Annotated in this window: 16 protein-coding genes; 3 read left to right on the forward strand and 13 right to left on the reverse strand. The window is 56.9% G+C overall.

Annotation, left to right across the window (positions count from 1 at the left end; genetic code table 11):
* Positions 1-2: 2 nt before the first annotated feature.
* From flgK to flgB, 10 genes are all read right to left on the reverse strand, one after another.
* On the reverse strand, positions 3-1,643 hold the full coding sequence (gene flgK / locus EQV24_RS05320; RefSeq protein WP_130626280.1) for a flagellar hook-associated protein FlgK: 1,641 nt from the start codon (positions 1,641-1,643) through the stop codon (positions 3-5).
* A 93-nt stretch (positions 1,644-1,736) separates the two neighbouring features.
* On the reverse strand, positions 1,737-2,657 hold the full coding sequence (gene flgJ / locus EQV24_RS05325; protein ID WP_130626281.1) for a flagellar assembly peptidoglycan hydrolase FlgJ: 921 nt from the start codon (positions 2,655-2,657) through the stop codon (positions 1,737-1,739).
* Positions 2,657-3,784: a flagellar basal body P-ring protein FlgI gene (locus tag EQV24_RS05330; protein ID WP_130626282.1), complete on the reverse strand. Its 1,128-nt coding sequence runs from the start codon at positions 3,782-3,784 to the stop codon at positions 2,657-2,659. The genes flgJ and EQV24_RS05330 overlap by 1 nt, the downstream gene beginning before the upstream one ends.
* A 1-nt stretch (position 3,785) precedes the next feature.
* Entirely contained in the window at positions 3,786-4,472 is a 687-nt protein-coding gene (locus EQV24_RS05335) for a flagellar basal body L-ring protein FlgH (RefSeq protein ID WP_130626416.1), read from the reverse strand.
* Between the two features lie 62 nt (positions 4,473-4,534).
* The gene (gene flgG, locus EQV24_RS05340; protein WP_130626283.1) at positions 4,535-5,317 is read right to left on the reverse strand and encodes a flagellar basal-body rod protein FlgG; all 783 of its coding nucleotides are present in this window, start codon (positions 5,315-5,317) and stop codon (positions 4,535-4,537) included.
* Positions 5,318-5,336: 19 nt separating this feature from the next.
* A complete protein-coding gene (locus EQV24_RS05345) occupies positions 5,337-6,074 on the reverse strand; it encodes a flagellar basal body rod protein FlgF (RefSeq protein ID WP_130626284.1) in 738 nt (245 codons plus the stop codon).
* Positions 6,075-6,083: 9 nt separating this feature from the next.
* Entirely contained in the window at positions 6,084-7,274 is a 1,191-nt protein-coding gene (gene flgE, locus EQV24_RS05350) for a flagellar hook protein FlgE (RefSeq protein WP_029882535.1), read from the reverse strand.
* A 27-nt stretch (positions 7,275-7,301) separates the two neighbouring features.
* Positions 7,302-8,009 (reverse strand): flagellar hook capping FlgD N-terminal domain-containing protein, encoded by a 708-nt coding sequence (locus EQV24_RS05355; RefSeq protein ID WP_029882534.1) that lies wholly within the window; start codon positions 8,007-8,009, stop codon positions 7,302-7,304.
* Positions 8,010-8,017: 8 nt separating this feature from the next.
* A complete protein-coding gene (gene flgC / locus EQV24_RS05360) occupies positions 8,018-8,422 on the reverse strand; it encodes a flagellar basal body rod protein FlgC (RefSeq protein ID WP_029882533.1) in 405 nt (134 codons plus the stop codon).
* 6 nt (positions 8,423-8,428) lie between these two features.
* Positions 8,429-8,839, reverse strand: coding sequence for a flagellar basal body rod protein FlgB (flgB, locus tag EQV24_RS05365; protein ID WP_045903235.1), 411 nt, complete (start codon positions 8,837-8,839; stop codon positions 8,429-8,431).
* A 236-nt stretch (positions 8,840-9,075) separates the two neighbouring features.
* Here flgB and flgA point away from each other — a divergent pair, with 236 nt between their 5' ends.
* The 3 genes from flgA to flgN all read left to right on the forward strand — a co-directional run bounded on the left by flgA (position 9,076) and on the right by flgN (position 10,598).
* Positions 9,076-9,774, forward strand: a complete 699-nt coding sequence (gene flgA, locus EQV24_RS05370; RefSeq protein ID WP_130626285.1) for a flagellar basal body P-ring formation chaperone FlgA — start codon at positions 9,076-9,078, stop codon at positions 9,772-9,774.
* Positions 9,775-9,843: 69 nt separating this feature from the next.
* A complete protein-coding gene (gene flgM, locus EQV24_RS05375; protein ID WP_038420026.1) occupies positions 9,844-10,137 on the forward strand; it encodes a flagellar biosynthesis anti-sigma factor FlgM in 294 nt (97 codons plus the stop codon).
* Positions 10,138-10,154: 17 nt separating this feature from the next.
* A complete protein-coding gene (gene flgN / locus EQV24_RS05380) occupies positions 10,155-10,598 on the forward strand; it encodes a flagellar export chaperone FlgN (RefSeq protein ID WP_013097786.1) in 444 nt (147 codons plus the stop codon).
* Between the two features lie 123 nt (positions 10,599-10,721).
* On the opposite strand, the gene fliT is transcribed toward flgN, so the two are convergent.
* Genes fliT through fliD form a run of 3 tightly spaced genes read right to left on the reverse strand, consistent with a single transcriptional unit; the run spans position 10,722 to position 12,961 of the window.
* Entirely contained in the window at positions 10,722-11,042 is a 321-nt protein-coding gene (gene fliT / locus EQV24_RS05385; protein ID WP_048971624.1) for a flagellar protein FliT, read from the reverse strand.
* Entirely contained in the window at positions 11,035-11,442 is a 408-nt protein-coding gene (gene fliS, locus EQV24_RS05390; protein ID WP_013097788.1) for a flagellar export chaperone FliS, read from the reverse strand. Before fliS ends, fliT begins: the two co-directional genes overlap by 8 nt.
* A 43-nt stretch (positions 11,443-11,485) precedes the next feature.
* Positions 11,486-12,961 carry a flagellar filament capping protein FliD gene (fliD, locus tag EQV24_RS05395; RefSeq protein WP_130626286.1) on the reverse strand — a complete coding sequence of 492 codons (1,476 nt, stop codon included), beginning with the start codon at positions 12,959-12,961 and terminating at the stop codon, positions 11,486-11,488.
* Between the last annotated feature and the right edge of the window lie 123 nt (positions 12,962-13,084).

The raw sequence follows: 13,084 nt of genomic DNA on the forward strand, positions 1-13,084 counted from the left end.
CCTTATCGGATAGACAGTAAGGCATCAAACATATCGGTAGCGGTTTTCAGCAGCTGCGCGTTGGCGTTGTAATACTGTTTAAACATATCCAGATTGATGTACTCCTCATCCATATTGACGCCAGAGAGCGCCTGCTTAGTGTCGTACTTGGTCTGAAAATCAGTTTCGGCACTGGCAAGCTCAGATTTCACGCCACGCGCATGGTCACCGATAGTCCCCACCAGACTGGCGTAGGCTTCAGTTAACGTGTTTTCGCCAATCAGCTTTTCATCCTGGATTTTTCGCAGCGCATCGAGGTTCTTGCTATCACCCGGTTCACCCGCGTTATCACCCGCAGCCGCAAACTCCTGCGCGCTGGCGATCTTGCGGGTTATCCCTTCCGCAGCACCCGCCATCGGGTTAAGGGTGAAACTGTCGCCGGCATCGAAACCGGTCGCCGGAACGTCAATTTCCACACCGTCAAATTTGAGCTTCGTCGGATCGGTCGTATCTACAGGTACCGTGCGTCCATCTTCACCCGTTACGGTCCAACCCCCAGCACCATCGCTGGTCAGGGTATAGTTTTCTGATTTGACATTTTTATAGTCGGCGACGGTAATTGCTCCCAGCTTACCGGTCCCGGTGTTTTTCGCGTTGGCATAGGCTTTAATTTCTGCCAGTGAGAAGAGATCCCCACCCGGTTTTCTGTCTGGGGTATAACCCTGCGCATGCTGCTCGTTCATGCGGTTCGCCATCGTAAAGGCGATCTGATCGAGCTCCTGGCGCGCAACGGTCAGGTCTTCGTTACGGAATTTAAACAACCCGCCCAGACGACCTTTGGTGATGCTGCTTTCATCGAGCGGCGAGGCTTTACCGTTCGCATCCACATAGGAGACGATGGTTTTATTGGGATCGCTGTCCGAGGGCGAGGTTTGTAGCTTATAGGCTCTGTCCCCGGACACCAGCGGACGTCCGTCAGACAGGAGTACGTCAACCCGACCCGAGGTTTTGTCTTCGGTCACTGTGATCCCAATGTGCTCGCTCATCTTTTCCAGCAGCGCATCGCGCTGGTCGAGCAGGTCGGCAGGCGGAGCACCATTTCCCTGGGCGCGTTCAAGCTGTTTATTCAGCTCTGCCAGTTGCTGGGTGTAACTGTTAATATCTTTGGTGCTCTGCTCAATCTGTGTATTGGTGCTCTTTTCCAGTGCGGTCAGGCGTCTGGCGCTGGCGTTAAAACGATTCGCCAGCGTACCAAGGGAGTTGTACACCGCCGCTCGCCCCGCCCCATCAGACGGATTACCGCTCAGCGTCGCCATGGCCTTAAACATATCGTTCATTGAGACTGAAACATTATCGGACTCGTCGGCCAGCATATTGTCGATGTCAGCCAACTGTTCATTTCGCCCGGCGAGAGCGGCATAGTGAGAAAGCGAGCCACGCATTTGATTGTTGGCAAACGCGTCATAGGCGCGCTCGACACCACTGGCGCGCGCCCCGTAACCGAAAAAGCCCTGCCCGGTAGACATACCGCCCAGTTCACCAATGATCAGACTGCGACGGCTGTAAGTGCCGGACATGCCGTTTGTCAGATTATCACCCGTCACGCGCAATGCAGCCTGTGCAACGCTCAGGCCACCTTTCGCGAGGTTAAATAAGTTGTTCATAATATTCGATATTCCCTGATTGCAGGCCCGGCATACGCAACCGGGCCAGAAAGTTCATGGCTCTGTCTATTTCATCGGTGATTCAAAAATTCACTAAAAAATTTTGTCGATATCGTTTTTGTAGGCGTTCACGCCCTGCTGAATATCGCCTTTCACTTTCTGAATAATGGTGATGAGCTTTTTGGCGTAAGCCGGGTCAGTCGCATAACCGCCTGCCTGCAGCGCTTTTGCCCCCTGCTCCGGTGAACCGGACTGCACCACGCCGCGATAGCGCGGATTGTTGGTCAGCAGCTTTGCGTAATCCGCGAGCGCGTGTTCATAGGAGTCGTAGACGCGGAAGGCGGCTTTCACCTTCTGCTTCACGCCGTTGATGTATTCGGTAGTGGTGATTTCGGTGGTTTTGCCGCGCCAGTCGCCGGTGGCCTTGATGCCAAAGAGGTTGTGGCTCGGGCGGCCGTCTGCGGCCGGGATTTCGCGTTTCCCCCAGCCGGACTCCAGCGCCGCCTGGGCGAGGATCAGATGCGGATGCAGCCCGCTCTGCTGCGCGGCAGCCTGGGCCGGACGCAGCAGACGGGCAATAAACGGATGCGCCCCTTCCGCCGGTTTGGCGAACGACACGGGCGCAGGCAGACGCAGTGGACCGGTGGCGGGAGCCGAAGACAGGCCCGGGCGCAGGAAATCACGTCCTGGCGCGCTCACTACGGGTTCATCACTCTCCCCGCCCAGCTGGCGGACGATAAGATCGGCAAAGCCGAGCTGACCACTCCCGGCAATGTTTTGTGCGACCTGCTGATCGTGCATCGCGGTGTACATCTCTGAAGACTGGCTGCTCAGCAGATCGCTCTTAAAGGTGGCATCGCGCATGCTCTTCATCATCATCTGCACGAAAATCCCCTCCATTTGCTTTGCCGCCGCCTTCAGCGCGCCGGGCGTTTGCCGCCCGGCCTCCCGTTTTAAGGTATCCAGCGAACGAACATCAAAGGCGGGCTGGTCGAATTTATCGAAGGCGTTCATCAGTTCACCTCCAGCTTCGCCCGCAGACAGCCGGCGTTTTTCATCGCCTGCAGGACCGACATCAGCTCGTTTGGCGTGGCGCCCAAGCTGTTGAGGGCGCGGATCACCGCGTTCAGATCGGTGCTGCTGCGCACGTGCTGCAGCGAGCCGCCGCTGTCGCGCACCGAGATATCGGTTTGCGGCACCACCACCGTTTCGCCGCCGCCAAACGGCGTATCCGGCTGGCTGATGATGTTGTTCTGCATCACCTCCACCGTCAGCGAGCCGTGCGCCACCGCGCAGGCGTCGAGCGAGACGTGGCGGTTCATCACCACCGAGCCGGTACGCGAGTTCACAATCACCTTCGCGTCCTGCACGTTCACCCGTAGCGGAATGTCCTGAATGTCGGCCATAAAACGCACGCGGGACGGGCCGTCCGGCGGCGCGAACAGGCGCACGGTGCGGGCATCTTCCGGCAATGCCGCCCCGCCGCTGTAACGCTGGTTAATGGCGTCGCTGATCTGCTGCGCGAGCGAGAAATCGGTCTCGTTCAGCTGCAGGCGCACGATGCTCTGGGCGGCGAAATCGTTCGGCACTTCCCGCTCCACGGTCGCCCCGCCGCTGATGCGCCCGCCGTTAAGCTGGTTCACCTGCACGCGGCTGCCGCCCGCCTGCGCCCCTGCGCCGGAGATCAAAATGTTGCCCTGGGCGATGGCGTAGATCTGGTTATCGGCCCCTTTCAGCGGGGTCATCAGCAGCGTGCCGCCGCGCAGGCTTTTGGCGTTACCCACCGAGGAGACCACGATGTCCAGCTTGTCGCCGGGACGGGCAAACGGCGGCAGCTCGGCGGTGACCATCACCGCCGCGATGTTTTTCAGCTGCATATTGGTGCCAGGCGGGACGGTGATCCCCAGCTGCGAGAGCATGTTGTTCAGGCTCTGGCCGGTGAACGGGGCCTGCATGGTCTGGTCGCCGGTCCCGTCAAGACCGACAATCAGGCCGTAGCCCATCAGGGAGTTTGAACGCACACCCTGTACCGTCGCCAGATCGCGGATTCGTTCCGCGTGGACCACTTTGGGTACCGCCAGCGTCATGCCATAGAGCAGGATGCTGAGAAAAAACAGGATAGATTCTTTTTTCATGGTCATATCAGAAAGGAGAGAGGTTCAGGAACAGGCGTTGCAGCCAGCCCATGTTCTGCGCTTCGTTGATGTAGCCGTTGCCGACGTACTCGATGCGCGCGTCCGCCACCTGAGTGGACGGCACCGTGTTGCTGCCGCTAATGGTGCGCGGGTTCACCACGCCGGAGAAGCGGATAAATTCGGTGCCCTGGTTGATGGCGATCTGCTTCTCGCCCACCACGCCGAGGTTGCCGTTGGGCAGCAGCTCTTTTACGGTGACGGTGATGGTGCCGGTGAAGGTGTTGCGTGCCGCCGCACCGCCCTTCCCCGCGAAATCATTTTTGCCTTCGGCTTCGAAATCCGCTTTGCCGTCCCCCAGCCAGCCGTTGAGTTTGGTCGGTACCGCAATCAGCCCCATCCCGGCCGATCCATTACGGTTGGCACTGGCGGAAGAACTTTTGCTGGCGCTGACGTTCTCCTGCAGCAGGATGGTCAGCGTATCGCCCACGTTACGCGGGCGGCGGTCTTCGAATATGGGCTGATAGCCGTAGTTCATGGCCTGCCCGGCTTGAAACAGTGAGCCGCCGGTGGCCGCCGGTGCCATCGGTAATGGTGTTGCCGTGGTAGGACCCTCAACGAGGGGCTTTTGCATGATGTGCGCGCAGCCGCTGAGCAGCAGCGTGCTTGCCAGCAGCGCAGCCGCCGGAATGTGCATAGACAATATTTTCATTTCAGTGTCGATAAAATGTCTGGCCGCTCGCGCGGCCAGAGAGAGGATTAAAGCTGGGAAAGACGCTGCAGCATCTGGTCAGAAGCAGAGACCGCTTTACTGTTGATTTCGTAGGCGCGCTGCACCTGAATCATGGTCACCAGCTCTTCCGCCACGTTGACATTAGAAATTTCCACGTAGCTCTGCTTCAGCGTGCCCGCGCTCTCCATGCCGGGGTTCAGCTCGTTCGGCGCACCGGACGACTGCGTCTCTTTGTAGAGATTGCCGCCGATGCTTTCGAGCCCCGCGTTGTTGACGAAGGTAGTCAGCGTCAGCTGGCCGATCTGCTGCTCTTCCGCCTGACCGGGCACCTTCACGCTAACGATACCGTCGCTGCCGATGTTCAGGTTGGTGGCATCCTGCGGGATGACGATCCCCGGCTGAATCGGATAGCCTTCGGCATTCACCAGCTGCCCGTCCGGGCTTTTGGAGAAGTGGCCGTCGCGGGTGTAGGCGGTGCTGCCGTCCGGCATCTGTACCTGGAAGAACCCTTCCCCTTCGATAGCCACGTCGTACTCGTCGCCGGTCTGGTTCATGCCGCCCTGGGTATGCACGCGTTGAGTGGAAACCGGACGCACACCGGTACCCAGCTGCAGGCCGCTTGGCAGGGTATTCTGCTCGGTTGACTGCGCACCAGGCTGGCGCATGTTCTGATAGAGCAGATCCTGAAACACGGCGCGCTGACGCTTAAAGCCGTTAGTGTTGACGTTCGCCAGGTTGTTGGAGATAACGTCCATATTGAGCTGCTGTGCTTCCAGCCCGGTTTTTGCGATCCATAAAGAACGAATCATTGTGACTCCTTGCGCGGGCTTAGCTCACGCTTAATAGCTGGTTGGCTTTCTGGGCGTTCTCGTCGGCGGTACGGATCACCTTCATGTTCATGTCGAAGCCGCGGGAGTTGGCGATCATCTGCGTCATGGCCTGCACCGGGCTGACGTTGCTGCCCTCGATGGCCTCTGGCGTCAGACGCAGGGTTTCGTCCTGCGCCAGCCTCTCGCCGTCCACGGTGCGGAACAGGCCGTCGTCGCCGTGAACCAGGCTGTTCATGTCGGCGTTGACCAGCTTCAGACGGCCAACCGGCACTAGCGCCGTCGGGTCATCGCCCATGCCGAGTGCCGAGATGGTGCCATCGCTACCGATGGTGACGTGGGACTGCGGCGGCACTTCCAGCGGTCCGCCGTCGCCCATCAGCGGACGGCCGTTGACGCTGAGCGCCCCATCCTGATCCACTTCAATAGCGCCGTTGCGGGTATAGCCTTCACTGCCGTCGTCCAGCGCCACTGCCAGCCAGCCGTTCTGCGGCAAAGCCACGTCCAGGCTGCGCCCGGTGTGGGTGATCGGCCCCATGGTGGTGTCGTGAAACGGCGTAGACTCCGCCACCAGCGCGCGGGTGCGCAGGGTTTCCCCTTCAATGGGTACCGAACGGAAGGCCGCCAGCTGGGCACGAAAGCCCGCAGTGGAGCTGTTCGCCAGATTGTTTGAGGTGACCGCCTGGCGGTTGAGCGCCGCGTTCGCGGCACTCATGGCGGTATAGATAGCGCGATCCATTACTCAGCCTTAACGCAGGTTAACCAGTGTCTGCAGAACTTCAGACTGGGTTTTGATGGTTTGTGAGTTGGACTGGTAGTTGCGCTGGTAGACGATCATGTTGACCATCTCGTCGCCCAGGTTGACGTTGGAGGATTCCAGCAAACCGCCCGTCATGTTCCCGAAGCTGCCGGAACCCGAGGTGCCAAGGTACGGCTGGCCAGACTGCACCGTTTCCGCCCACAGGTTATTCCCCTGCTGTTCCAGACCACCCGCGTTGGCGAAATCTGCCAGTACGACCTGCGCCACGGTTTGACGTTTGCCGTTGCTGTAGATGGCGATCACTTCGCCAGTGTCACTGACCTGATAGCTGTTAAATTTACCCGGTGCCTGGCCGTCAATTTCATCCAGCATCACCTGGGTATCGCTGGCGTTTTGGGTGAGCTTTGACAGGTCCAACTTCAACGTCAACGCATCGGAGCCGTTGTAGCCCTTGCCCTTGATATCCATTACCCCAGGGCCGATCAAATTACCGGATGAGTCAAAATTAAGCTCAAGTTTCGCCAAACCATCAGGTGAGGTGGAGTCTTCGGCATGCGCTTCCCATTTCCCTTCCGCGGTATGCACAAAATAGACTTTGATGGTATGTTTGTTCCCGAGACTGTCTGTCGCGGTAACATCACTCACATAGTTATAAGTCTCTTTGTCATCCTTGTTAAAGGGGACCTTGGTTATGACTTCGGCATCCGACTTCAGATTGCCCGTCAATGAACCGGCTTTCGACGCCACCGGTGGCATATCATCTTTTGGAATTTGGATCGGCCCCACCTGTGCACCGGGGTTGATCACCCCATCCGTGGCCTGGTAGCCAGTTAAAAAAAGACCATTTGTTTTGTTAGTGATGAAGCCGCTCTCATTTTCCTCGAACTGACCGTTGCGCCCGTAGAACACACTGCCCGCTTCATCAACCATGCGGAAAAAGCCTCGTCCATTGATCATCATATCCAGCGCCGAACTGCCTGCCGCTGGCCCGCCCTGAGCAAAGTTTTGACTCACACCGGCGACCTGTACCCCCATCCCGGTTGAACCGGCAAAGATATCGGCAAACGAAACAGAACCCGCTTTAAACCCCACGGTCTGGGAGTTGGCGATGTTGTTACCCACCACGTCCAGTGCTTTTGCAGCGGCACTCAGGCCGCTAAGACCTTGTGAAAAACCCATTATTAATTTCCAGAAAGTAAGTGATAACTATTTTTGAATAACGAAGACTTTATCCATGCGAATCGGGTCGTGATTCAGCAGATGCAGAATCGGGCCGGTCGGATCCATGGTGACCCCTTGCACCTGCTCTTGTACCAGACCAAATACCTCCGGCTTATCGCCATCAGGATTACTGGCAGCAAAGGAGATGTCGTATTCGCGATCGTGCGGTGGACCCGGCTCCGGCTTGAAGTTTTCCAGGTCATCGAGGTTGTAGGTATTCATCCCCTGCTTAACGTTTTTCAGCTCGGCGGTGTAGGCATTCCCTTCGCTGTCTTCCAGGGTGACGGTGACCGTTTCTGCATCGGCCGTCAGCGCGAAGTGGAAGTCGTCCGAATTGCCCGGGATCTCCACGCCTTCCTGCATGATGCCGATCCCCGGTTCGCCAAAGGAAACCTTTGCCTCCCCTTCTATCAGCACGCTGCGACCCACCCAGGAGGAGGCGCTCATGCTGCCGAGCTGAACCATCCACGCCTGTACATTCGCGACAGAGGTGTTGAGCTTCTCCACGCCTGCCGCCATGTTGAACTGCGCCAGCTGCGAGGTGAGCTGGTTGTTATCCATCGGATTGGTGGGATCCTGGTTTTTCATCTGCGCGACCAGCAGGGTCATAAACTGGTTCGACAGATCCGCCGCGCTGTTGCCGGTACCGGTGCCACCTGCGCCGCTGTTGTTGTTAATCGAAGAGACCGCCATAGGTGTCCTTACTGACCAAGCGTTAATGTTTTCAGCATCAGGCTTTTGGCGGAGTTCATCACTTCCACGTTGGCCTGGTAGCTGCGGGAGGCTGAAATGGTATTCACCATCTCGTTCATGACGTTGACGTTGGGCATGCGCACGTAGCCCTGTTCATCCGCCAGCGGATTACCCGGCTCATAGACCAGGCGGTCCGGCGCGCTGCTCTCCACCACGTCGCTAACCTGCACGCCACCAATCTCCTGGCCGGCAGACGCGTCAACGGAAAACACCACCTGACGCGCGCGGTACGGCTGCCCGTCCGGGCCCGCCACGCTGTCGGCGTTGGCCATATTGCTGGCGCTGACGTTAAGGCGACGGGACTGGGCGGCCATCGCCGAGCCCGAAATATCAAATACGCTAAAGAGCGACATCGTTGATTACCCCTGACTGAGCACAGTCATCATTTTTTTAATATCCGCGCCAAGGAACGTCAGTCCCGACTGATATTTCACGGCGTTATCCGCAAAATTGACGCGCTCTCGATCCATATCCACGGTATTGCCATCGGCACTCGGTTGATCCGGTACGCGATACAGCAACTGACTGTCGTCAAACGGCCTCGCTTTACCTTCAATATGCTTATTTGACGTTAATGACAATGACACGGGTGATTTCGCCATGGCGTTATTTTCCATGGCGGTTTTTAGCTGCTGAGTAAAATCAATATCTCGCGCCTTGTAGCCCGGCGTATCAGCATTCGCAATATTTGAAGCCAATATATCCTGGCGGCGCGACAGCAAACCTAACGCCTGCTGTTGAAAGCGAAAGGCGTCATCAAGTTTATTCATGACAACAGGACTCCTGTCTCGCGTTATTTAAACTGCGATAGTGTAGTCAGCACGGGTGAAATATCACACCGCGAAGACCCGACAGAAATAAGCCTATTTAGAGAAATAGAAATAATGAGAGAAACGTTAAAACATCGAAGAATTTAAATAGCGTCAAAAGTGTCATTATTTAAGGGAATAAAACACAGGTTCCTGCGTATATAATTTCGCCACGTTTTATATATTAAGGCAATAAGATGACGCTCCGATTATTCAGCACGGCGATGGCCGTCTTGCTCTGTTCTGCCTCTGCAGCAGCCAGCGTGCCATCCGACCAGACGGCGAAGCAACGTCTGATGCTCAAACTGGACGCCCTGATCAAACAGCCCGAGAACGGCAGCGAGATCGTGCGTACCGCGACCCTGCTCGCCACCCCGGCACAGCTGGCCGCCGTGTGCGAGAACCCCACGCTGAGCCTGGTGGGACGCGACAGCCGTCTCACCGGCAAACGCACCGTGCTCGCGCAGTGTGGCCCGCGCCGCCATTTCCTGCCGGTACGCATTAGCGCCGAAGGTACCTGGTGGGTGGCAAGCCAGAGCCTGCCCGGTGGGGCGATTGTCCAGCGCAGCGATATCGAACCGGTCACCGGCAGTCTCGACCACCAGCCTGGCGGTTTAATCTTTAACGCCGACGAGATAATCGGCCAGCGTCTGACCCGCGCCGTCGATGCCGGTAAACCGCTGTTAGAAAACCAGCTGCGCCAGCAGTGGCGACTGCGGGCCGGGCAGACGGTGGACCTGGTCACCACCGGCGCAGGCTTTCGTATTCGCAGCCAGGGCAAGGCGTTGAACAACGCGGCGGTGGATGACGTACTGAAGGTGAAAACGGTGAGCGGGCGCACCGTAAGCGGAAAAGTGGGGGCTGACGGTCAGGTGATGATTATTTCCCAACAATAAATTTTAGGTTTTCTGTGAATCACCGATGAAAGCAGTATTGAGTAGATAAATTGATTTGCGAGGACACCCATGAGCATTAACAGCAGCCAGACCACCGCGCCGATTGCAAAAATCGCCCCAACGCAGGAACTGCGCGCCCGTACGCAGTCTCAGGAACATGACGCTGCGGCAAAACACCCGGAAAAGAGCGACAAAACCAACGTCACCCTGAGTGAATTGACCAAAAAGATCCAGACCGACGACAGCCGCGACGTGGATTACGCGCGTGTCGCCGAACTGCGCGACGCGCTGGCAGCAGGTACCCTGCGCATTGAGCCTGAGAAAATTGCTCAGGCCATGGTGCAGGACATGTTTCAGTTTTAACCGTTTACAGGCCCCTTATGGACAAGCTTTACCCGATACTCGCGCAGATGAAAACGTCTCTGGATGAACTGGAGGCGATCATGATTGAAGAGGTGAATCAGCTCAACCGCACGCAGATCAACCCGGTGTCGCTGCAGGTGCTGGCGGATAACAAAAACCAGCTGCTGACCACGCTTCAGTATTACGACGATATGCGCCGCCAGCAGGAGCAGAGCTGTGGCACGGAAGCCCCCTACCCGGGGCTCGGTAAGTTGTTTGCCAGCTGGCAGCAGGTGCATGAGAAGGTGCGCAGCACCAAGGCGCTGAATCAAAAAGTGGAATCGCTGCTGCAAAGTCATATGAAGAAAAATCAGCATATCCGCAAGGCTATCGACCATGTGGGCCATGCAAACGCGCTCTATGGCCCGGCAGGAGAATCCAGCCAGCTGCCTTCTGGCCGCAAGTACAACATCAGTATCTGATCGTTCCTGTCTGCGTTGTCCTCTTTTGCCCGCCTCAGGTGGGCTTTTTTTTGCACGGGCCTGCGGGTTTCATCGTTGAGTAGGCCGGGTAAGCGCAGCGCCACCCGGCAATCAGGGAGGGAACTAAACAGCCGTGTAGGCTTTATTCATCGTGCGGGATTTATGCATGGCGGAGAGTTCGGTGCTGATGGTGGTCAGACGGCCCTGAATAGCCTGCGTTAACAGGGCGTCGTGCTCCAGCAGCGTCGCCAGTTGAGAGCTGACGGACGCTTTGTTGTGCTGTGCCAGCTGGGTTAAATCGATATCACACAGCGTTCTCATCCCCATGGTGTACGTCACAGACTCGTCAAGAAACAGATCCCATTCGCCAGCCTCAGCCTGCTGGCGCAGCTTAGCATTGCTGATAAGCAGTTCTTCAATCAGCGCGATGATGTCCTTATCCATGTTTCACCTGCTTTTGCTGTGGCGCAATGGCCTGCCAGGTTTCAGCCATGCCTGTCATCAGGGCGATAAGGTGCGGCAGCTTTTCGCCGGATTTGTTGAGATTCGCCTCCAGTAGCGTGCGGGAGATATAGTCGTACAAACTCTCCAGCTCTTCGGCGATTTTCCCGCCCTTCTCGTGATCCAGCCCGGCGCGCAGGCCGTTATCGATAATATTGATGGCGCGGGAAATCATCTCACCGCGACGGGCGATATTGCCCGACTGGAAGTAGATTTCCGCGCGCTTCATGGCGTTGATCGCCCCGTCGTAGAGCAGAACGATCAGCTGGTGCGGCGTGGCGCCGGTGATCTGGCTGTCGAGTGAGACAGCGGTGTAGGCACTGTTGCCCGTTTTGGTGTACATCGTCAAATCCTGCCGGGCAGCGGCCTGCCCGGATTGCTAATAATTAAATTAACCCCGCCAGCGACTGCTGCAACCGGGTGCTCATGCTGTTCATATCGCTCATGGCTTTATCGAGGCGTTGATACTCTTTTTCGCTGCGCAGCATGGCTTCATCGATACGTCTCTGCACCGCCGTGATCTGTTTACCAACGCGCTTTTCCTGATCGCGAAGGGACTCCAGCGTGGTTTCAATAACGCCGTCTTTTTTCTGAATCGCGTCCTTATCGCCCAGATAGGTGTTAAAGATGCCCTCCATGCGATCTTTGATCCCCTCGCTTCCCCCTTTGCCAAGGAACAGCGCCTCGACCTCCTTCGGGTTATCCTTCAGGGCGGCATCGAGCTTTTTGCTGTCGATGGTCAGGGTGCCGAGCGTCCCGGTGCGATCCTCACCGGTTTTGCCATCGAAGGTGACGGTGATCCCGAGACGGCCAAGGGAGGTGATCACATCCCCGGCATCACGGTACTCACCGCCTACGGTGGCCTTCAGCTGGCTGGTGAGACGACGCAGGGAGCCGTCGCTGAACAGCGCGCCGTTGTCGGCGTCAGGCAGCGGGATTTCGCCCTCCGCGAGCTTGTCGCGATCGGGCGCCGTGTATTTGGTGGCACTGGCGACGGTGCTGAGGTAACTGTTGTAGTTCTTCACGAACTCCTCAATCAGTGATTTCACCTTCGAGGTGTCTTCGGTGATGGTGAGGGATTCGGTTTTGAAGGGGTGTGGATCTAATGGTTCGGCATCAGGGTCTTTCTCCGACACTTCGCGCAGTTCAAGGGTTACGCCGGTAATCAAATCTTTTATGGTATTCGAGCTGCGCTCAACCATATCGCCGTTGAGCCAGACAATGGCATTTTGAGGTTTAGTGACGTCATTAGCCCCCTCAAGCGCCTTTTCGACTTCGGTATCCCCCGTGACCTTTATCGTCATCTCACCGTCTGTACCGGTTTTTTTTGAGGTCAGGACGAGTTTGTGCTCCCCCTCTTTAACGGTGACCACTTCAGCCGCAACGTCGCCCTTCTGCGCATTGATTTTTTTAGCAATATCATCGAGGGACGTTTCGTCTGGCTTGAGTTCCACCACCAGCGGTTTGTCACTGCCTTTCATCTCGATGGTGACCGTCGCGGCGCTCTTACCAATATCCTTATCTCGTGAATCTCGCGTCACCCCAAGCTGATGCGCTTTCGCCAGCTGCTCCACGGCCATGGAGTAGCTGTTGGGGATTGCCCCTTTACCCGCCGTGGCCTTAAAGGTTTTGTTATCGCTGACGCTGACGCCGTTAAAGCCCTCATCTTCCAGCTTGCCAAGATTATCCTTCAGGGTGCTCAGCGCGCTGGAAATAGAGCCCCATGCGGAGATTTGTCCGTTATAGGTTTTCTGTTTTTGCAGATAGGGGTTCAGCTTGACTGAACTGGCCTCACGCTCCTTTGCCAGCAGTTCTTCAAACGGCAGGCCCGAGCCCATGCCTAAAAAATTGGTTGTTACCATAATAAAGTCTCCTGTTGTAAAGGGATGTCCTGTTACTTTTCTATCGGGAAATAAAGAAGGAAGTTTAATTTTTCATATATGCGTGAACAACGCGCAGGCGTGCGGATAACAGAGATGCGCGTT

The sequence above is a fragment of the Enterobacter sp. A8 genome, assembly GCF_004296595.1.
GTDB classification, from domain to species: Bacteria; Pseudomonadota; Gammaproteobacteria; order Enterobacterales; family Enterobacteriaceae; genus Enterobacter; species Enterobacter cloacae.